The following is a 19287-nucleotide window of genomic DNA, read 5'->3' as shown; positions in this document are numbered from 1 at the left end:
GGCACAGTGGATCGCGAGCCAGCCCGCTCCTACCGCCGGTGGCGGCAGCGGGGCGGCCGACGCACTAGGCTTGGCGGCCGGGCTGAGCCCCAAGCTGCCACTCGGCACCCGACATCTATATCTCCGGATCCGCCGCCTGCTCCCGCAGCCACTTCCACCAGCGCCCCACGTACTCGTGCAGCGCCTCGCTGGTGACGCTCAGATAACCGGCGCGGGGCAGCCACTGAGTCCAACTGGTCTTCACGCCGCGGTCCAGGCGATAGTCGGTGGGTACCGGCACCACCTGGAACTCCACGTGCTGGAACCATTCCATGGCGCGGGGCATGTGCAGGGCGGAGGTCACCAGATAGATGCGCCGGATGCCGTGCCGCTCCAGGAGATCCATGGTGCGGCTGGCATTCTGGGCGGTATTGAAGGCCTTGTCCTCCATCCAGATCGGATTGTCGACGTGGAACTCGTCACGCAGCGCGGCGGCCATGAGCTCCGCTTCGGGGTCCTCGCCCCAGCGCGGCCGCCCGCCGCTGACCACGATGGGCAGCCCGGTAGCGCGCGCCAGCTGCGCCGCGGCGCGCACCCGGGCAAAGGTGCGCGCGCTTAGGGTCGTGCCGCCCCGGTCCGGGGCATTGGCCACCGTGCCGCCGGCGAGCACCACGATGGCCTGCGGACTGGGCTGGGGCAAATAACGCAGATTCAAAGGGGGATAGGCATCCTCCAGCGGCAGCACCAGGCCGCGTGCCACCGGGCCGATGGACAGGGCGTAAAGCCCCAGCATGGAAAGCAGCACCAGCGACGCCGCCCAGAAGCGCATGCCGAGCAGCGCCAGCACGATGCCCAGCGCGCTCAGCACCAGCAGCAGGCCCGGCGGCTGCAGAAAGGCGGCGGCAGTGGTCAGCAGGGTGGCGTAAGTCATCGGGGCACGCAGCACGGGCGGACAGCGGCGGACGGCACAGCCTGACCGGCGGCGCGGCCGTGCCGACGTGCCAGGAAAGTCAGCGGCTTATCCATGCTTGCCTCTCATATCCGCCTGCTCCATTGCCGCCGCACATCGGTCTTGCACGGCGACCGGCTACTGCCCGCCCCTGGCTTGCGCCTCCGCATGATACGAAGAGCGCACCAGCGGCCCGCTGGCCACGTTGCGAAAGCCCATGGCCTCCGCGTCGCGGGCCAGCGCCTCGAACTCGGCCGGACTGACATAGCGGGCCACGGGCAGGTGGTGCTTCGAAGGAGCCAAGTACTGGCCCAGGGTCAGCAGATCGCAGCCGTGGGCGCGCAGATCCTGCATGACCGCGCGGATCTCGTCGAGGGTCTCGCCCAAGCCCAGCATCAGGCCCGACTTGGTCGGCACCTCGGGGCAGCGGGCCTTGAACTCGGCCAAGAGGCGCAGGCTATGGTGATAATCGGCGCCGGGCCGGGCCTGCTTGTACAGGCGCGGCACCGTCTCCAGGTTGTGGTTGAAGACGTCCGGCGCAGTCTGCGCCAGGACGTCCAGGGCCCGCTCCAGGCGCCCGCGGAAGTCGGGCACCAGGATTTCGATCCCGGTCTGCGGACTGTGCGCCCGCACCGCGTGGATCACGGCGGCGAAGTGCCCGGCGCCGCCGTCGCGCAGGTCGTCGCGGTCCACCGAGGTGATGACGGCGAAGCGCAGGCCCATGCGCACGATGGTCTGCGCCAGATGCAGCGGCTCCGCCGGGTCGGGCGGCTGCGGCTTGCCGTGGGCCACGTCGCAGAAGGGGCAGCGCCGGGTGCAGATGTCGCCGAGGATCATGAAAGTCGCGGTGCCGCCGCCGAAGCACTCGCCGATGTTCGGGCAGGAAGCCTCCTCGCAGACCGTGTGCAGCCCGGCCTCGCGCAGAATGCCCTTCAGGCGCGCCACCTCGGGATCATTGGTGGAGCGCACCCGCAGCCACTGGGGCTTGGGCAGGCGCGTGGCGGCCGGCACCACGGGAATGGGGATGCGCGCGGTCTTGGCCGCACCCTTGCCGGGCTTGGGCGCTTGCACGGGGAGTTCGGAATTCGGATCAGACATGGCGGGACCGTGGACAGTGAAAGTGATTCGTGATGCTTGCATGGTAGGCTTTTTCGACTCACGTTTCACGTGGTCGCGTTTCACCTTCCACCTCCTGCATCGGACGGCCGAGCACCCGGCCCAGGTGCCGCAACAGGCCTAAGGCGACCCTCTCCGCCTCCCAGCCGGGCAGCAGGTCCCTGACCTGGGTCACCGCCAGGCCCTGATAGCCGCAGGGATTGATGCGGCCGAAGGGGGCGAGGTCCATGGCTGTGTTCAGGGCCAGGCCGTGATAGCTGCAGCCGCTGCGGATGCGCAGGCCCAGCGAGGCGATTTTGGCGCCGTCCACGTACACGCCGGGTGCATCGTGCCGGCGCTCCGCCGGCACGCCGCCCTCGGCCAAAAGATCAATGACCGACTGCTCCAGCAGGTGCACCAGCTGGCGCACGCCGATGCCTTGGCGGCGCAGATCCAGCAGCAGATAGGCCACCCACTGGCCGGGGCCATGATAAGTCACCTGGCCGCCGCGGTCGGTGCGCAACACCGGGATTTCCCCAGGCGCCAGGATATGTTCAGTCTTGCCGTTCAGGCCCAGGGTATAGACTGGCGGATGCTGCAGCAGCCAGCATTCGTCGGACGTGTCGCTGGCGCGCGCCAAGGTGAAGGCCTGCATGGCCGCCAGGGTCTCGCCGTAGTCCTGCAGCGTCGCAAAGCGGCGCAGCCGGAGGGCTCGTTGCCCGTCGCGCGCCTGCGCGGCACTGTCCTGCCGACCGGTCACGGCCGCTAGAGCACCAGCATGATGGCCTCGTCCGTGGACAAGGCGCGATAGATGGCGTCCAGTTGCTCGCGGCTCTCCGCCACCAAGGTGCAGGTCACCGAGAGATAGTTGCCGTCGCGGCTTGCCCGGCAGGCAAAGGCCTCGTCGGGCAGATCCGGCGCGTGGGCCGCCACCAGCGCCCGCACCCGGGCCAGCAGATCGCCCTCGTTGCGGCCCATGGCCTTGATGTGATAGGTGTCGGGGAACTTGAGCAGCGACTCCGCCTGCTCTTCCCCGTTGCCATTGCCGTTCATCGTGCGGTTCCCGAGCGCAATTGCGCCAGTTTTTCCTGATACCAGCCGTAGAAGCGCGCATAGACGGGGCCGGGCCGTCCGGCACCCACGGCGCGGCCGTCCAGGGAGGTCACCGGCACGATCTCGCGCGTCGAGCTGGTGACCCACAGCTCGTCCGCCCGGTCGAGCGCCGCCGCCGGCAGATCCGCCTCGCGCCAGGGAAAGCCGTGCTCCGCCGCCAGCTCCAGGACCAGATCCCGGGTGATGCCCGGCAGCAGGAAAGGCCCCTTGGGCGGGGTGACCAGCACGCCGTCCATGACGGCGAAGACGTTGCTGGCCGCCCCCTCCAGTACCAGACCATTGCGCACGAGAATGGTTTCAAAGGCGCCGCGCTCCTTGGCCAACTGCTTCATGAGCACGGCGGGAAGCAGGGCGATGGTCTTGAGGTCGCAGCGGTCCCAGCGGATATCCTCGTGGCTGATGGCCGGCACGCCGCTGGCGCGCAGCGCCGGATCCAGCGGCCGCAGCGGCGTGCTCATGGCAAAGACCGTGGGCCGCGGCTGCTCGGGGAAAGCATGGTCGCGCGGGAAGGCCGGCCCGCGCGTCACCTGCAGGTAGATGCTGCGATCGCCGCCGCCGTTGCGGGCCAGCAAGTCCTCCAGCATGGCAGTCCAGGCCGGCCGATCGAGCGGATTGTCGATGCGGATGCCGGCCAGGCTGTTCTCCAGGCGCTGCAGGTGCTCGCCCAGGCGCAGCAGCCGCCCGCCGTAGGCGGGAATGACCTCGTACACGCCGTCGGCGAAGACGAAGCCGCGATCCAGCGGCGAGATGCGCGCCTCGGGCAGCGGCATGAACTCGCCGTTGAGGTAAACGGTCAGCCCGTGCGCGGCGGGGTCTTCAAAGGGCCACATGATCGCGGTCATCCGACACGGTCAGTCGAGCTTCATGCGGATGGTGTCGATGGTGCGGCCGATCAGGCCCGCCTCCTCCACCGGCTGCAAGGCCACGGCCGGCACGCGGGTCACCACCTTGTCGCCCACGCGCACGGTGATCTGGCCCAGCGCTTGCCCGCGCTTGATGGGCGGCACCGGCTTGGGATTCAGCTGCAGGCTGGCGCGCACCTGCTTGGCCCGGCCGGAGGGGATGATGGCGTAGACGTCCTGAGCCGGCCCGACCTGCACCTCCTTGGGATCGCCCTTCCACACGCGCAGCGTGCTCAGGGGCTGGCGAGCACTGTAGATCTTGCGGCTCTCGTAGAAACGGAAGCCGTAGTTGAGCAGCGATTGGGACTGCTGCGCCCGGGACTTGGGGCTGTCGGCACCCAGCACGATGCTGATCAGGCGCATCTGCCCGCGCTTGGCCGTGGACACCAGGCAGTATTGGGCTTTGTCGGTAAAGCCCGTCTTCATGCCGTCCACAGTGGGATCCCAGTACAGCAGCAGGTTGCGGTTGGGCTGGGTGATGTTGTTGTAGCTGTAGGATTTCTGCGAATACCAGTGGAAGTACTGGGGAAAGTCGCGGATGATGGCGCGCGCCAGCAGGGCCAGGTCATAGGCGCTGGTGTAGTGATTGGCCACCGGCAGCCCGTCTGCATTGGCGAAATGGGTGTTGCGCATGCCCAATTGGCGGGCGTAGGCGTTCATCAGATCGACGAAGGCCTCCTCGGTGCCGGCCACCCGCTCGGCCAGCGCCACCGTGGCATCGTTGCCGGATACCACGATCATGCCCTGGATCAGGTCGGACACCTTCACCGGCACGTCCGGCTGGATGAACATGCGCGAGCCGCCCGTGCGCCAGGCCTTGGTGCTGACCCGCACCGTCTCGTCCAGCTTCAGGGTGCCCTTCTTGAGTTCGTTGAAGACCACGTAGGCGCTCATCAGCTTGGTCAGGCTGGCGGGCTCCACCCGCTCATGCTCGTTGCGGGCGGCGATGGCCTGCCCGGAGGTGTAATCCATCAGCATGTACGACTTGGCGCCCACGCTGGGCGGGCCGGGAATGGGTACCGTCAGGGGCACGGATTCGGCCGAAGCCCAGCGGGGCAGCAGCAGGACGGCAACGAGCAGGAGGTAAAACGGCAGCAGGGAAGCGAATTGGGCAGCGCGACGCATAAAAACCTTTTCTATTACCACGATGTACTAGGGGATGGATACAGCCGAAACAAATGATCTACGGATAATCGCCTGCTTGCTGGGCCAGGGTTTCGAGGGGGGAGGTGCGCGTTTTGGCGAGCATGGCATCCGGCTCGGCCAGCGGCGCGCGGTCATCCATGATGATGCTGAGATCCTTCAGGCCTTGGGCGGCCAGCCGGTCCATCCACATGTCCGCATCCGCGATGGTGTCCAGCGGACCGAGGCGGACGGCGTAATGCACCTTGCCCTCCTCGCGCAGCGGCTTGATGCTTACCGGACCGATATTGGCGTCCCGCAGCTGCGCCTGCAGGCGGCGGGCCGCCTCCTCGCTGCCCAGTTCCCCGAGGCCCACGTAAAGCTGCGGCGGGGTGCGCCCCTCCAAGGCGGCCAGCATGGGCGTCAGCAGCGGCACATCATCTTTTTTCGCCATGTCGGGGGTGCGCACCGGCGCGATTTCCACCTTGGCCACCCCGCGCTTGACCATTTTCAGTTCCTTGGCCGCGGCGTAGGACAAATCGATCAGGCGATTCTTGTGGAAGGGACCGCGGTCGGTGATCTTGACGATGACGGACAGGCCATTTTCCAGGTTGGTCACGCGCACCAGGGAGTTCAGCGGCAGGGTCTTATGCGCGGCGGTCAGGGCATGCATGTCGAAAAGATCCCCGGAGGCAGTGCGGCGGCCGTGGAAAGCCTTGCCGTAATATGACGCCACGCCGTGAGCGTAGTAGGCGGCGGTGCGCGAGAGCTTTTTCAGTTTCGAGGAGGCTTCCTTGGAGATCCGTTCCAGCTTTGAGGCGGCTTCCGCGGTTCTGACCGTCGCGGTGTTGCTGCCCACCAGGAGCAGAAAGGCAAAGGCAAGATACCACCAGCTTCCGACGCGCTCTGATTTGGCAATCATCCTTGTCCTCCACTGTTATTTTGACAGGCTTCTGTCAAACTCCTCACCCGGCTGCTGGAGGTTCTGCATCATTTCCACCGCGGCCATGGCGTAGAGCGGGCTGCGGTTGTAGCGGGTGATCACGTAGAAGTTGTGAAAGGTGATGAAGTACTCGGGTCCGTCGGTTCCATCGAGTTTTAGTAACGACACCGGCAATTGAGCACCCAAAGACCCCTCCATGTCAACCATTGGGGTGATGCCGGCGCCCGCCAGCTGCTCCAGAGTATAGCGCGGACGCAGGTCGTTGCTCAAAAACGGCTGCGGTTGGGCATCGGGCGTCAGCTGGGCCGGAATGGCGACGGGCTGTCCCAAGCGCCAGCCGTGGACCTTGAAATAGTTGGCCACCGAGGCGGTGATATCGGGGATCGAGCTCCACAGATCGCGCCGGCCATCGCCGTCGCCGTCCACGGCATAGGCCCGGTAGCTGCTGCTGATGAACTGGGACATGCCCATGGCGCCAGCGTAGGAGCCCTTGGTATTCCAAGGATCCAGCCCCTCCTGGCGGCTGAGCAGCAGGAAATCCACCAGCTGCTGCCGGAAGAAATCGGAACGGCGCGGATAGCCCAGGAACAGCGAGGCGTTGGCCTCGAGCACCGGATACGTGCCCACGTTCTTGCCGTAGAAGGTCTCGATGCCGAGGATCGCCAGGATCAGCTCGGGCGGCACCTGATAGGTCTGGCTGACCTGATTCAGCAGTCGTTCATGCTTGCGCCAGAAGGCGTTGCCAGCCGCAATGCGGCTGGGGGTGATGAAGATCCTGCGATAGCGATGCCAGGGCATGGCCTCCGCGGGCTTGGTCATGAGCCGGATGACGCTCTGATCCACGGCGAAGCCCTGGAACAGGGCTTCCAGTTGGTTCGGATCGTAGGCATGGCGCGACACCAGCTCCTCGATCAAAGCGGCGAGCTTGGCCCGCTGCGCCTCGTCCAGCGCCGGCGCCTGCACGGCTCGGGCAGCGGCCGGCGGCTCGGCAACGCTTGCCGAAGGCGGCTGGGCCTGCGGTGCCGTCGGCGTCGGGGCAGCCGGCGGCGGGGTCACTACCGCGGAGGCCGCGGGCTGCTGGGGAGGCGTGGCCCCGCTTTCGGGCGCGACCGGCGTGCCGGCGCAGCCGCCGAGGTACAGCAGGCCCACCAGGGCCACGGGCGAAACGACATGACGAATGCGGATCAACAGAAACTCCTTACGAATGGACACGGCGATGCGCGTGCACGGACATCAGGATGCCCAGCGCGGTCATCAGGGTCAGCATGGAAGTGCCGCCGTAACTGATGAAGGGCAGCGGCACGCCCACCACGGGCAGAATGCCCGAGGTCATACCCATGTTGGCGAAGACGTAGATGAACAGCGTCAGGCTCAAGGCGCCGGCCAGCAGGCGGGCGAAGGGATCACGGTTTTCGAAGGCGATGATCAGGCCGCGGCCGATGACGAGCAGGTACAGGGACAGCAGCACGATCTCGCCGAGCAGGCCGAACTCCTCGGCGAATACGGCGAAGATGAAGTCGGTGTGGCTTTCCGGGATGAAGTCCAGGTGCGCCTGGGTGCCCTGCAGCCAGCCCTTGCCCAGACTGCCGCCGGAACCGATGGCGATCATGCTCTGGATGATGTGGTAGCCCGCGCCCAGCGGATCGGCCTGGGGATCGAGCAGGGTCAGAATGCGCTGACGCTGGTAATCGTGCAGGAAATGCCAGAGGACGGGCGCGCTGGCCGCCAGCGCCGCACCCATGCCCAGGAACCAGCGCATGGGCGTGCCCGCCAGCCACAGCACGAAGAAGCCGGCCGAGGCGATGAGCGTGGCGGTGCCCAGGTCCGGCTGGCGCAGCACGAGCAGAAAGGGCACGGCGATGATGACGAGCCCGGCCAGCACCGGCTTGACGGCCAGCGGGGCGTTTTCCTGGGCGTAATAGCGGGCCAGGAACATAGGCAGCGCGATTTTCATGAGTTCGGACGGCTGAAAACTGAAAAAGCCGAGGTCGAGCCAACGGCGGGCGCCCAGCCGGATCTCGCCGGCCAGGGCTACCATGATCAATAGAACAAGCGTGCCGAAATACAAATACGGTGCCCAGGCATAGAGGAGCCGCGGCGGAATGCGAGCGATCACCAGGATGACCGCCAGGCTCAGGCCGTAGCGGATCAACTGCTGCACGACCACGCCCGCGTCCTTGCCCGAGGCGCTGTAAAGGGACAGCAGGCTGATCACCATCAACATCAGCACGAGCGCGACCAGCCCGAGATCGAGACTGCCGAAGAAGCTGCGCACCCGAATCATTCGTCACCTCCAGCGCTGGCGGGCGCCGCGGCCGCCGGCTGGCCCGATGCCGTGGCCGCGGTCAGCACCGGCGCCGCCTGTGGCGCCAGATAGGCATCGATGACCGCCCGGGCCACGGGAGCGGCGGCCGTATTGCCGTGGGCACCGTGCTCGACGATGACCGCCACGGCGATGCGCGGCGCCTCAGCCGGCGCATAGGCGATGAACAGGGCGTGGTCGCGCAGGTGCTCCTGGCTGCTGTTCAGGGCGCGGCCGCTGGCATCGCGCTGCACCCGGGCGACCTGCGCCGTGCCGGTCTTGCCGGCGATGCTGACCGGACCGTGGTTGATGTTGGTGGCCGTGCCGCCGGTGACCACCAGGTGCATGCCTTCGCGTACCACGCTCAGCTCCCGGGCGCTGAAGGGGATCGGCGTCCCGCGCGGCGCCAGCAGGGACTGTCGCCGGCCGCTCACCGAATCCGTCGAATACAGGCCGACCCGTGGGTGGACCGGCACGCCGCCGTTGGCGACGATGGCGGTCGCCCGCGCCAGCTGCAGAGGCGTGGTCAGCACGTAGCCCTGGCCGATGCCGGCGATCACCGTTTCCCCCGGATACCAGATCTGCTTGAAGCGCCGCTTCTTCCAAGCCGGCGACGGCAGCACGCCTGCTTTTTCTCCGAACAAATCAATTCCCGTTTTCTCGCCAAAGCCGAAAAAGCTAAGCTCGTCGTGCATGCGCTGGATGCCCAGGTTCATGGCAGTGGTGTAAAAATAGACGTCGCAGGACTGGGCAATGGCGGTGCGCACATCCTCACTGCCGTGCCCGGTCCGCTTCCAGCAGTAATACTTGTGGCTCTTGCCGGGCAGGCGGAAGAAGCCGGGGCAGTACACCGTCTGCTCGGGCGTGATGACCCCCGCTTTCAGACCCGCCGCGGCCACGAAAGGTTTCAGGGTGGAGCCGGGCGGGAAGAGGCCGCGCAGGAAACGATTGGTCATCGGCGTGTAGGGATCCCCCTGCAGGCTCTTCCAGAGCCCCTGGCTGATGCCGTCCACGAACCAGTTGGGATCGAAGCCGGGCAGGCTGGCCAAGGCGAGCACTTCGCCGGTCTGCGGATCCATGGCCACCACCGCGCCCTGCTGGTTGCCCATGGCCGCCTCCGCCACCCGCTGCAGATCCAGATCGATGCTCAGGGTGAGGTTTTCTCCGGGCACCGCCGGCACCGACTCCAGATCGCGGATGATGCGGCCATGGGAGTTGATTTCCACCTGCTTGTAGCCGGCACGGCCGCGCAGCAGCGCTTCGTAGGCCTTTTCCACCCCATCCTTGCCGATGTAGTCCAGGCCCGCGTAGTTGTTCGGGTCGATCTTGCTGAGATCCTGGCTGTTGATGCGGCCCACGTAGCCCAGCAGATGCGCCGCCAGCGGGCCGTTGGTGTAGACCCGGCGCAGCCGGGCGTTGATCTCCACGCCGGGGAACTGGTGCCGGTGCACGGCGAAGGTGGCCACCTCCTCGTCGCTCAGGTCGCGACGCAGCACCACGCCCTCGAAGGGCCGCTTGCGCTTCAGATCCCGCTCGAACGCCTTCAGATCGTCATCGGTGATGGGCAGGATCCGGCGCAGGCGGTCCAAGGTCGCCTTGCGGTCGCCCACCCGCTCCGTCACCACTTCCAGGGTGTACATGGGCCGACTCTCCGCCAGCACCCGCCCCTTGCGATCGAGGATCAGGCCACGGGTCGGCGGAATGGGCACCACGGCGATGCGGTTCTGCTTGGACAACGTGCTGTAATGCTCGTGCTGGTAGACCTGCAGATAGGCCAACCGGGCGACCAGGGCCAAGGCCAGCAGCACGATGCCGGCGAAGGCCTGGGCGGTGCGCACGCTGAACATCCGCAGGCTTTTCTCGTCCTTGATGTTCATCGGGGCCTCCCGCTCAGGCCAGCTGCGCCCATTGACGCAGCTTGGTCGCGGTCAGATAGACCAGCGGCCAGAACAAGGCGCTGGTCAGCGGCCGCAGGAAGTCGGCCCGCTGCAGGGGCGTAGGCTCCACGGCGCTGTGGATCAGCCACACGATGGCGTGATCCAGGTAGGCCAGGAACAGGACGATGACCATCTGCTGCCAGGGCGGAAAGATCTGGATCTGCAGTTGCAGACGCAGGGTTATGTAGGCAATGGCGCTCTTGGCCAGGGCGTGCAGGCCGAGCCAGCCGCCGCCGAGCACGTCCTGGAGCACGCCCACCACCCAGGCGCTGCCGATGCCGACCAGGCGCGGCGTGGCCAGGATCCAATAGATCAGCAGCAAGGTCGCGAAATCGGGGCGGAACTGGGCAACCGCCGCCGGCAATGGCACGCTGTCCAGCATCAGGGCCGCCAGGAGCGTCAGGGGAATGACCAGATAGTTCACTGCGGCGCCTGTCCCGCTGCAAGATCACTGCGGCTCCCTGCCGCCGGTTCCGCGGGGGGCCACAGCAGCAAAATCTCTTCCAGGCGGTCCATCTTGACCCAGGGCAGAACGGCCGCATCGGCGAAGACCCGTCCGGAGCCGCGGTCGATGGAGACCACCCGGCCGACGGGCAGTCCCTTGGGAAAGAGGCCACCCAGTCCCGAGGTCAGCAGCACGTCGCCGACGCGAATGTCGGCGTTGTGCGGCAAAAACGGGATGCTCAGCTTCAAGGGATCCCCATTGCCGTTGACCAGCACGTTTTTGCGGGTCCGCAGGACCTGCGCCGGCAGACTTTGGCCGGGATCGGTCAGCAGGGTCACTTGGCTGCTGACGGGGCCGACGCGTACCACCTGACCCACCACGCCGCTGGCAGCCATGGCAGCCTGCCCGGCAAAGACGCCGTCGCGGCTGCCCCGGTCGATGGTGATCACATGGCTGGAAGGATCGCTGCTGGCGCCGACGACGCGGGCCAGCAGAGTCCGCCCGGGCGTGCGCTGCGCGGCACCGAGCAAAGTGAGCAGGCGCTTGTTTTCCTGCTCCAGGGCCATAAGCCTGAGCAGATGCGGCCGCATCCGGGCCATTTCCCGCTGCAGGCGGGCGTTTTCGGCTTGCAGGGCGCTGCGGGTGCGCAGGTAGTCCTGCAGATTGAACCAGAGATTTTCAGGGGCGCGGCCGAGGGCCTGAACCGGGTAGACCAAGGTCAAGAGCCAGCCGCGTTCGGGCGCCTGTTCGCGCTGATCCACCACCAACAGGAGCAGCGCCAAGGCCAGGAAGAGAATCAGCTTGGCCAGCAGAAAAGGGCGCGTCGAGGAATACTGAGACATGGAAACCCTGTGGATCAATCACACCTCTGTCCCGGCGAGGCGCCCGCACCCCGGTCATTCGTCGGCGAAGACATCACCCAGGTGTTCCATCTCCTCCAGGGCGCGGCCGCCGCCGCGCGCCACGCAGGTCAGCGGATCGTCGGCGATCACCACCGGCAGGCGGGTTTCCTCGGCAATCAGCTTGTCGATGTCGCGCAGCAGCGCGCCGCCGCCCGTGAGCACCATGCCGCGCTCCGCGATGTCCGCGCCCAGCTCCGGCGGCGCCTGCTCGAGGGCGATCTTGATAGCGCCAACGATGGCCGACAGCGGATCGGACAGGGCCTCCAGCACCTCGTTGCTGGAGATGCGGAAGCTGCGGGGAATGCCTTCCGCCAGATTGCGCCCGCGCACCTCGATCTCCATGACCTCGGTGCTCGGGTAGGCGCAGCCGATGGTCTGCTTGATCAGTTCCGCCGTCGCCTCGCCGATGAGCATGCCGTAATGGCGGCGGATGTAGTTGATGATGGCCTCGTCCAGCTTGTCGCCGCCAACGCGCACGCTCTGCGAGTAGACTACGCCGCCCAGGGCGATGACGCCGACCTCGGTGGTGCCGCCGCCGATGTCCACCACCATGGAGCCGGTTGCCTCCGCGACCGGCAGGCCGGCGCCGATGGCCGCCGCCATGGGTTCCTCGATCAGATGCACCTCGCGAGCGCCGGCGCTCTGGGCGGACTCGCGGATGGCGCGGCGCTCCACCTGGGTGGCGCCGTAGGGCACGCAAATGATGATGCGCGGGCTCGGGCGCAGAAAGCGCTGCTGATGGACCTTCTTGATGAAGTATTTGAGCATGGCCTCGGTGACCTGAAAGTCGGCGATCACGCCGTCTTTCATGGGCCGGATGGCGGTAATGTTCGCGGGCGTGCGGCCCAGCATCTTCTTGGCGTCTTCGCCAACCGCCTGGATGCGCTTGCCGTTGTTGCCATGCCCGGTGCGGATGGCGACGACGGAGGGTTCGGACACCACGATGCCCTTGCCGCGAACGTAGATGAGGGTGTTGGCCGTACCGAGATCAATGGCAAGGTCGCTGGAGAAAAGTCCGAGGAGTCGATTGAAGATCATGGGAGATTAGGAAGTCCGGAAGGCTGACAAAAACTTGACATACTCTATCAGTGCACCTCGCCCCGTTCAACTACCGCAACGCATTGCGGAGCAAAGGATTTAGCGCGCTTTCGCTTGGATGAAAACCAGGGATCGCACCGTCTGAAAAGCGGCGCGTCAGAGGCCGCCCCGCCGAACCGCGACCCGGCTGGCCGGGCCAGACAGGTGCAGCCAGAACAGGATGGCAGCCAGGGCCGCCAGCACACCCGCCAAACTGAAGGCCGCCGGCGCGCCGCGCGCCTGCCAGACCAGTCCGAAAAGCAGGCCGGCCGGAATGGCCGCGACGCCGGTCATCAGGTGGTACCAGCCGAAGGCGGTGCCGCGCTCGCTCTCGCGGGCGAAATCACTGACCAAAGCGCGCTCCGCGCCTTCGCTCATACCGGTAAATAGACCATAGAGCAAGGTTGTCAAGCAGAGGCTCCAGGCTTGCTGCACCTGGCCGAAGGCCAGGAAGCTCAGGGCGAAGGCGGCCCAGCCCAGCAGCATCACCGGCGGCCGGCCCCAGCGGTCCGCCAGGCCGCCGCCCCATTGGCCGGTGGCGGCCTTGGCGAAGTTGAGCAGCGCCCACAGCAGCAGGGCGGCGACCACACCGAGGCCCAGCTCGTGGGCGCGCAGGAGGATGAAGGTCTCCGAAGCGCGCGCCAAGGTGAAAAAGCCCAGGATGAGCAGATAGCGGCGCATCGGCCGCGACAGGCAGGACCAGCGCAGCTTCGGGATGGGCGGCCGCGCCGCCTGCTGCGATGCCCTGGCCGTTTCCCGGATGCCGAAGGCCAGCAGCAGGACGGCCAGGAGGCCGGGCAGCGCCGACAGGGCGATGACCTGCGGCAGCGGCAGGGCCGCCCAGTAGATCACCGCCGCCGCGGCCAGGCTGCCCAGCACGGCCCCGCCATTGTCCAGGGCGCGATGGTAGCCGTAGGCATAGCCCATGATCTGCGGCGGCGCGCTGTCCGCCACCAGCGCGTCGCGCGGCGCGCTGCGCAACCCCTTGCCGACCCGGTCGGCGCTGCGCAAGAGCAGCAGCACCGGCCATGCGCCCGCCAGCCCGAAGAGGGGCCGCACCAGATTGGACAGGCCATAGCCGGCCAGGGCCAGCCCCTTGCGCCGCCCGCCCAGCCAATCGGACCGGCGCCCGGACCACAGCTTGAGCCAGCTGGCCACCGCCTCCGCCACTCCCTCGATCAGGCCCAGGGCCACGGGACCGCCCTGCAGGCCGCTGACCAGCAAGAGCGGGATGAGCGGCACCACCATCTCCGAGGCCAAATCGTTGAAGAAGCTGACCAGACCGAGGATCACTACGGTGCGTGGCAGTCGCGTGCGCATGGCCGACTCCTTGGAAGCCTGACGCAGGGCCGGATCGGACGCCGCCGCCCGCGCCTGCAACAAAAAATTCACGGAGCTGTCATGCGGCGGTCACACGCCTCTGGCACGGTCTCCGGTACGCATTTGCACGAGGAGACCGCATGAGCCGCACGATGCCGCAGCCAATCCCAATCCCGCACGCGCAGAACGCCGCCCCGCGCCTGCGCGTCTTCACGGCCCGCCATGCCGACGAGGTGGAAGCGGCCCAGCGCCTGCGCTACCGGGTCTTCGCCGAGGCATTCGGCGCCCAGGTGGCCGGACGCCGGCCCGGCCTCGACGAGGACGAGTACGATCCTTTCTGCGAACACCTGCTGGTGCGCGACGAGGACAGCGGCCGGATCGTCGGCACCTACCGCATGCTGCTGCCCGAGCAGGTCCGGCACGTGGGCTGCTACTACGCCGAGACCGAATTCGACCTCGCCCGCATCCGTGCCTTGCCGGTGCGCATCCTGGAGCTCGGCCGCTCCTGCGTGCACCCCGACTACCGCAACGGCGCCACCATCGCCCTGCTCTGGTCCGGCCTGGCCGCCATCATGCAGCGCCAGCGCATCGATTTCGTCATGGGCTGCGCCAGCGTGCCCAACGAATCGGGCGCCCAGGTGGGCGCGCTCTACGCCCAGTTGGCGGCGCGCCACCTCACGCCGGCGGAACAGCGCGTCTTCCCGCGGCGCCCGCTGCCGCACTTCGACCCGGCCGCCAGCGCCACGCCCGCGACCCTGCCGCCGCTGCTCAAGGGTTACCTTCGCGCCGGCGCGCTGATCGGCGGCGCGCCCGCCTGGGACCCCGCCTTCCACAGCGCGGATTTCTTCATGTGGCTGCCGGCGAGCCGCATCGCCCCGCGCTACCAGCGCCACTTCTGCGGCGGCTGAGCCGTGGACGGCTCCCTGGTCCTGACGCCCGGGACGGGCCGGCGGCGCCTGCCCCGTCTGGCCAGCCTCCTGGCCCGCGGCGGCCGCCGCACTTGGCGCCTGGGCCTGCTCTTCCTGCACCTGCTGCTCTCCTTGCCCATTGCGCTGGTGCTGCACTGGCGTCTGCGGCGGGGCCGGCTGGCGTTTCCACAGGCGGCCGGGATCATGGCCTGGTGGTGCCGGCGCCTGCTGCGCATTTTGCGCATCCGCCTCGAGGTGCATGGACAGCCGCTCGGCACGGCGCACCTGGCGGTCGCCAATCACATTTCCTATCTGGACATCCTCTGCCTCGCCGCGGTGCGGCCGCTGCGCTTCCTGTCCAAGGCAGAAGTGGCGCAGTGGCCGCTCTTCGGCTGGTTCGCCCGCCTCATGCACACGCTCTTCATCGAGCGCGAGCGGACCCACGGCAGCCTGCCGGCCATTGAAGCGGTGGCGCAGGCCCTGGCCGCCGGCGATGCCGTGCTCTGCTTTCCCGAGGGCACCACCACCCGCGGCGGCCAGGTGCGATCCTTCCATGCCGCCCTTTTCGAGGCCGGCCTGCGCGCCGCCTGCCCGGTGCAGCCCATCGCCATCCACTACGCCAGCCCGCGCGACCGCAGCCGCCCCCATCCCCGGACCGCCTTCGTGGGCGACGACACCCTGCTGCCCCACCTGTGGCGCCTCTTGGCCGAGCCGCGCATCGTGGCGCAGCTGCGCTACGGCGAAGCACTGCCTCCGCAGGGCACGCGCCGCGAACTGGCCGAGCGGGCCCGCGCGGCGGTGAGCGCGGCGCTGCCGCCGGCCTGAACACCGCCCCAGATCGGCCTACCCCTTCTCCTCGCCGAAATGGGCCGCTAAATCGCGGCCCCGCGCATCGTCCTCCAGCTCTTCCAGAAAGCAGGTCTGCCCTGTGGCCAGCATCCGCTCCACCCAGGGCCGGCAGCGACCGCAGTCGGTGCTGGCGCCGGTGGCCAGGGCCAGGAGCTCGACGTCATTGTCCAGTTCGGCCGCCAGCGCCTTGAGCCGGGCGAAAGGCTGGTTCTTGCAGACGCAGCGCTCGATGCGCACTTGGCGCTTAGCCATGGGATCGGCTCCGCAGCCAAGGCCAGACCGCCGCGGCGGCCAGCGCGGCGCCGGCGGCGGTGGCCAGCGCCACGCTCCAGCCGTAATGCTGGCCGAGCCAGGGGATGGCGACCGGCGACAGCACGCCGCCGAGATTGCCGCCCGTATTCATGATGCCCGCCACCGCGCCGGCGCGGCCCGGCGCGATCTCGATGGCCATGGACCAGAACGGGGTCACGGCGAAGTAAAGCCAGCCGGCGCCCAGGGACAGAAAGAACACCGCCCACAAGGGCTGCACGGCCGTGGCGCCCAGCATGATGCACAGGGCGGTCAGACCGAGGCCCAGCATGGCCACCCGGCGCCGCCCCGGCAGGGCGCCCAGGCGACCGCTCAGACGGTCCGTCAGCCAACCGCCCAGCGGCGTGAACAGGGTGATGGCGATGAAGGGGCCCATGGCGTACCAGGCTCCCTCCAGCACCGCGAAGCCGCGCTCCCGCACCAAGTACAGGTAAAACCAGGAAAGATAGACGTAGATCACGTAGCAGAAGAAGAAATAGCCGAAGGTCAGCAGCCAGACCCGGCCGTCGCGCAGCACCAACCCCCAGGGCTCCGCCAGCGGACGTTCGGCACCGCCGCGGCCGCCGCGGATGACGGCCAGTTCCGCCGCGCCGACGCGGGCATGCTGCTCCGGACGGTCGCGCGCCACCCGCCACCACAGCCCCGCCAACGCCACGCCCACGGCGGCGGAGATCCAGAAGGCCCAGCGCCAGCCCCAGTGCTCCATGATCCAGGCGATGAACGGCGGGGTCACGGCGGCGCCCAAGCCCACGCCGGCGATGGTCACGCCCAGGCCGAGGGCGCGCTCGCGCGGCGGAAACCAGTCGGCTATGACCCGGCTGTAGGCGGGATAGGCGGCCGCCTCGCCGATGCCGATCAACACGCGCGTGAGCACCAGCGCACCCGCCACGCCCAAAGCTGCGACCAAGGGACTGTCGCCGGCCACGGCGGTGGCCGCAGTGAAAACAGACCAGGCCAGCACCGCCAGGCTCAGGATACGGCGGGGACCGAAGCGATCCGCCAGCCAGCCGCCGGGGATCTGGAAGAGGGCATAGCCGAGGGTGAAGGCGGAAAAGACATAGCCCATGGTGATGGCGTCGAGGCCGTACTCGGGCATGATGCGCTGCGCCGCCACGCTGATGTTGACCCGGTCCAGGTAGGTCACCACCGAGAGGCCGAGCAACAGCGCCAGGATTCTGAAACGATACAAGCCGCCCCCTTCCACGATGTGTCTTTTCCATTGCAGGGCCATTTGGCCGCCCTACGAGTATGGCAGCCCGCATGCCGTTTTGAAACGCGGCCGCGCCTCGGGGCGCGAGGACTGCTCGGCACGGGCCGGGAGAATTTGACTAGAATGAGGGGAACGGGGATGCTCCTGAGGACGGGAACGGCGCGACGGAGGCGGCATGCAATCCGGGACGGCACTCGCCGGTGGATACGGTTCCTCACTGCGCCTGTGGGCGGCGCTGTGCTGCCTGCTCCTGCTCGGCGCCTGCGCCCCGCAGCGCGCCTATGACGCGGTCCTGGTCCTGGAGGACATCGCCGCCGCCGGCCAGCCGTCGCGCCTCAAAGCCAGCACGCCGCCCCCGCGGCGTGTCGCCGTGGCTTACGCGGTGGCCGGGCGCAGCCACCGGGCGGACCTCTACCTGCCGGCGGACGGCCCGCCGCGGGCCGGCATCGTCCTGGTGCCCGGCATCGTGCCCCTGGGCAACGAGGACCCCAGGCTGGTCGCCCTGGCCACCACCCTGGCCCGCGCCCGCTTCGCCGTGCTCACTCCGTCCATGCCCAGCTTCAGGGATCTGCACGTGCAACCGGGCAATGTGCGCGAAGTGGCCGATGCCTTCGCCTATCTCGCCAGCCGTCCGGAGCTTGCGCCGGACGGTCGCGCCGGCATGGGGGCGATGAGCTACGCCGTCGGTCTGGCTGTGCTGGGCGCGCTGGAGCCCGACATCCGCGACCGGGTGCGCTTCATCCTGGGCATCGGCGGCTACTACGACCTGCACAGCGCCATCACCTACTTCACCACCGGCTACCAGTCCGTGGGCGGCCGCTGGACCTACCTGAAGCCGGACGAGTACGGCACCCTGGTCTTCGCCATGAGCAGCATCCCCCACCTGCACAGTACGCAGGATCGCGCCGTGCTGGACCGCATGGTGCAGCTCAGGCTCAAGAACCCGCAGGCCGACATCGCCGCCCTGGCGCCTCGCCTCGGTCCCGAGGGCCGGGCGGTCTACGACCTGCTGACCAACCGCGATCCCCGACGCACCCCCGCGCTCATCGCCCGGCTGCCGCCGAAGTTTCTTGCGGTAATCGATGCCCTGAGCCTGCACAACAAGGATCTCGGCCGCCTGCGCGCCCGTCTGCTGCTGGTCCACGGCATGGACGACAACCTCATCCCCTACACCGAAAGCATCCGCCTGGCCCAGGCCGTGCCCCGCGGCCAAGCCCGGCTTTACCTCATCCACCACATCCTGGTCCACGTGGAATTCAAGGAGCAGCCTCTGCTGTCCTGGCGGTTCTGGACCGAGGACCTGCCGGATTTCTGGCGGATGTACCAGGCAGTGCATGCGCTGCTGGGGGAGAGGGAGCAGGGCGAGCGCGTGCTCTTGGGTGAGAACTGATGTGCAGGAGCAGCCCAAAGGCTCCGGGTTCGGGCGATCCGGGCGCGGGCAGCCATTGACGGCACCCCGGCATGAACCCAGGGGCGGCGCCGCTGCCCGGCATTGCCGGCGCGGGTTGGTCCACCATCCGATGCGGCCGGAACGACGGATCGCGGGCCAACCCGCTCCTACGGCCGGAGGCGGCAACGCGACCCGGGAGCCATGCCCGGGTACTCGCAAGATTATCCCCTCACCTTGCCCGCGCCCGGCGGGAGCAGGTATGCCGGGCGGCTGTGCGGTGCCGTGCCAAGCGCTGAGGGGCTGGCTCCGGGGCCGTAGGAGCGAGCTGGCTCGCGATGCAGGGGCGACTGGCATGGTTGATCGCGGGCAAGCCCGCTCCCATGGCCAGTGGCGGCAGCGGGGTTCAGGGTTTTGGTTTTTCCGCTTCGTTGTCCCGCCGCGTCGCGCCAGGCGGCGGGCCGGGGCGCCTTCTGTCGGTTACTTTTCCGGGGCGCACCAGAAAAGCAACCGGCTGTCGGGCAGCCCGACATCCAAC

Annotated in this window: 19 protein-coding genes; 3 read left to right on the top strand and 16 right to left on the bottom strand. The window is 68.1% G+C overall.

The features are described from left to right. Positions 1-115: 115 nt before the first annotated feature. The 14 genes from G579_RS0102780 to G579_RS15455 all read right to left on the bottom strand — a co-directional run bounded on the left by G579_RS0102780 (position 116) and on the right by G579_RS15455 (position 14158). Complete coding sequence (locus G579_RS0102780; RefSeq protein WP_038017817.1) at positions 116-910, bottom strand: YdcF family protein; 795 nt, start codon at positions 908-910, stop codon at positions 116-118. 156 nt (positions 911-1066) lie between these two features. Further along, on the bottom strand, positions 1067-2026 hold the full coding sequence (gene lipA / locus G579_RS0102775; protein WP_038017814.1) for a lipoyl synthase: 960 nt from the start codon (positions 2024-2026) through the stop codon (positions 1067-1069). Positions 2027-2084: 58 nt separating this feature from the next. After that, positions 2085-2783: a lipoyl(octanoyl) transferase LipB gene (gene lipB / locus G579_RS15480; protein ID WP_051180760.1), complete on the bottom strand. Its 699-nt coding sequence runs from the start codon at positions 2781-2783 to the stop codon at positions 2085-2087. Positions 2784-2788: 5 nt separating this feature from the next. Further along, positions 2789-3076, bottom strand: a complete 288-nt coding sequence (locus G579_RS0102765; protein ID WP_038017812.1) for a YbeD family protein — start codon at positions 3074-3076, stop codon at positions 2789-2791. Continuing rightward, the gene (locus G579_RS0102760; RefSeq protein WP_211218638.1) at positions 3073-3966 is read right to left on the bottom strand and encodes a D-amino acid aminotransferase; all 894 of its coding nucleotides are present in this window, start codon (positions 3964-3966) and stop codon (positions 3073-3075) included. Before G579_RS0102760 ends, G579_RS0102765 begins: the two co-directional genes overlap by 4 nt. 21 nt (positions 3967-3987) lie before the next feature. Further along, on the bottom strand, positions 3988-5163 hold the full coding sequence (locus G579_RS0102755) for a D-alanyl-D-alanine carboxypeptidase family protein (protein ID WP_051180759.1): 1176 nt from the start codon (positions 5161-5163) through the stop codon (positions 3988-3990). Between the two features lie 58 nt (positions 5164-5221). Beyond that, on the bottom strand, positions 5222-6082 hold the full coding sequence (locus G579_RS19135) for a septal ring lytic transglycosylase RlpA family protein (RefSeq protein WP_051180758.1): 861 nt from the start codon (positions 6080-6082) through the stop codon (positions 5222-5224). 15 nt (positions 6083-6097) lie between these two features. Next, positions 6098-7315 (bottom strand): lytic murein transglycosylase B, encoded by a 1218-nt coding sequence (gene mltB, locus G579_RS15470; RefSeq protein WP_162142959.1) that lies wholly within the window; start codon positions 7313-7315, stop codon positions 6098-6100. After that, positions 7302-8387, bottom strand: a complete 1086-nt coding sequence (gene rodA, locus G579_RS0102740) for a rod shape-determining protein RodA (RefSeq protein WP_028988962.1) — start codon at positions 8385-8387, stop codon at positions 7302-7304. The genes mltB and rodA overlap by 14 nt, the downstream gene beginning before the upstream one ends. Further along, on the bottom strand, positions 8384-10282 hold the full coding sequence (gene mrdA / locus G579_RS15465; RefSeq protein WP_051180756.1) for a penicillin-binding protein 2: 1899 nt from the start codon (positions 10280-10282) through the stop codon (positions 8384-8386). Before mrdA ends, rodA begins: the two co-directional genes overlap by 4 nt. Positions 10283-10295: 13 nt before the next feature. Next, positions 10296-10766: a rod shape-determining protein MreD gene (gene mreD / locus G579_RS0102730; protein ID WP_028988961.1), complete on the bottom strand. Its 471-nt coding sequence runs from the start codon at positions 10764-10766 to the stop codon at positions 10296-10298. Then, positions 10763-11629, bottom strand: coding sequence for a rod shape-determining protein MreC (gene mreC / locus G579_RS15460; RefSeq protein ID WP_051180755.1), 867 nt, complete (start codon positions 11627-11629; stop codon positions 10763-10765). The genes mreD and mreC overlap by 4 nt, the downstream gene beginning before the upstream one ends. A gap of 54 nt (positions 11630-11683) precedes the next feature. Beyond that, a complete protein-coding gene (locus tag G579_RS0102720; RefSeq protein WP_038017809.1) occupies positions 11684-12727 on the bottom strand; it encodes a rod shape-determining protein in 1044 nt (347 codons plus the stop codon). Positions 12728-12883: 156 nt separating this feature from the next. Beyond that, a complete protein-coding gene (locus G579_RS15455) occupies positions 12884-14158 on the bottom strand; it encodes an MFS transporter (protein WP_211218637.1) in 1275 nt (424 codons plus the stop codon). A gap of 68 nt (positions 14159-14226) precedes the next feature. Here G579_RS15455 and G579_RS0102710 point away from each other — a divergent pair, with 68 nt between their 5' ends. Continuing rightward, entirely contained in the window at positions 14227-14994 is a 768-nt protein-coding gene (locus G579_RS0102710; RefSeq protein ID WP_051180754.1) for a GNAT family N-acetyltransferase, read from the top strand. Between the two features lie 3 nt (positions 14995-14997). Beyond that, on the top strand, positions 14998-15819 hold the full coding sequence (locus G579_RS0102705) for a lysophospholipid acyltransferase family protein (RefSeq protein ID WP_051180753.1): 822 nt from the start codon (positions 14998-15000) through the stop codon (positions 15817-15819). Between the two features lie 18 nt (positions 15820-15837). On the opposite strand, the gene G579_RS15450 is transcribed toward G579_RS0102705, so the two are convergent. Continuing rightward, positions 15838-16095, bottom strand: a complete 258-nt coding sequence (locus G579_RS15450; RefSeq protein WP_051180752.1) for a (2Fe-2S)-binding protein — start codon at positions 16093-16095, stop codon at positions 15838-15840. Beyond that, positions 16088-17341 (bottom strand): MFS transporter, encoded by a 1254-nt coding sequence (locus G579_RS15445; RefSeq protein WP_038017893.1) that lies wholly within the window; start codon positions 17339-17341, stop codon positions 16088-16090. The genes G579_RS15450 and G579_RS15445 overlap by 8 nt, the downstream gene beginning before the upstream one ends. A 196-nt stretch (positions 17342-17537) precedes the next feature. On the opposite strand from G579_RS15445, the gene G579_RS15440 reads away from it, so the two are divergent. Next, the gene (locus tag G579_RS15440) at positions 17538-18752 is read left to right on the top strand and encodes an alpha/beta hydrolase family protein (RefSeq protein WP_051180750.1); all 1215 of its coding nucleotides are present in this window, start codon (positions 17538-17540) and stop codon (positions 18750-18752) included. The last annotated feature ends 535 nt before the right edge of the window (positions 18753-19287 follow it).

Origin of the sequence: Thermithiobacillus tepidarius DSM 3134 (assembly GCF_000423825.1) — a bacterium.
GTDB lineage: Bacteria > Pseudomonadota > Gammaproteobacteria > Acidithiobacillales > Thermithiobacillaceae > Thermithiobacillus > Thermithiobacillus tepidarius.
This window is presented reverse-complemented; position numbering and strand designations above follow the sequence as displayed.

Excerpts from the sequence above, each read along its gene's own strand:
- G579_RS0102780 (WP_038017817.1), bottom strand. The coding sequence starts at position 910 with ATGACTTACGCCACCCTGCTGACCACTGCCGCCGCCTTTCTGCAGCCG.
- lipA (WP_038017814.1), bottom strand. The coding sequence starts at position 2,026 with ATGTCTGATCCGAATTCCGAACTCCCCGTGCAAGCGCCCAAGCCCGGC.
- G579_RS0102765 (WP_038017812.1), bottom strand. The coding sequence starts at position 3,076 with ATGAACGGCAATGGCAACGGGGAAGAGCAGGCGGAGTCGCTGCTCAAG.
- G579_RS0102760 (WP_211218638.1), bottom strand. The coding sequence starts at position 3,966 with ATGTGGCCCTTTGAAGACCCCGCCGCGCACGGGCTGACCGTTTACCTC.
- G579_RS0102755 (WP_051180759.1), bottom strand. The coding sequence starts at position 5,163 with ATGCGTCGCGCTGCCCAATTCGCTTCCCTGCTGCCGTTTTACCTCCTG.
- G579_RS19135 (WP_051180758.1), bottom strand. The coding sequence starts at position 6,082 with ATGATTGCCAAATCAGAGCGCGTCGGAAGCTGGTGGTATCTTGCCTTT.
- rodA (WP_028988962.1), bottom strand. The coding sequence starts at position 8,387 with ATGATTCGGGTGCGCAGCTTCTTCGGCAGTCTCGATCTCGGGCTGGTC.
- mrdA (WP_051180756.1), bottom strand. The coding sequence starts at position 10,282 with ATGAACATCAAGGACGAGAAAAGCCTGCGGATGTTCAGCGTGCGCACC.
- mreC (WP_051180755.1), bottom strand. The coding sequence starts at position 11,629 with ATGTCTCAGTATTCCTCGACGCGCCCTTTTCTGCTGGCCAAGCTGATT.
- G579_RS0102720 (WP_038017809.1), bottom strand. The coding sequence starts at position 12,727 with ATGATCTTCAATCGACTCCTCGGACTTTTCTCCAGCGACCTTGCCATT.
- G579_RS0102710 (WP_051180754.1), top strand. The coding sequence starts at position 14,227 with ATGAGCCGCACGATGCCGCAGCCAATCCCAATCCCGCACGCGCAGAAC.
- G579_RS15450 (WP_051180752.1), bottom strand. The coding sequence starts at position 16,095 with ATGGCTAAGCGCCAAGTGCGCATCGAGCGCTGCGTCTGCAAGAACCAG.
- G579_RS15440 (WP_051180750.1), top strand. The coding sequence starts at position 17,538 with ATGCAATCCGGGACGGCACTCGCCGGTGGATACGGTTCCTCACTGCGC.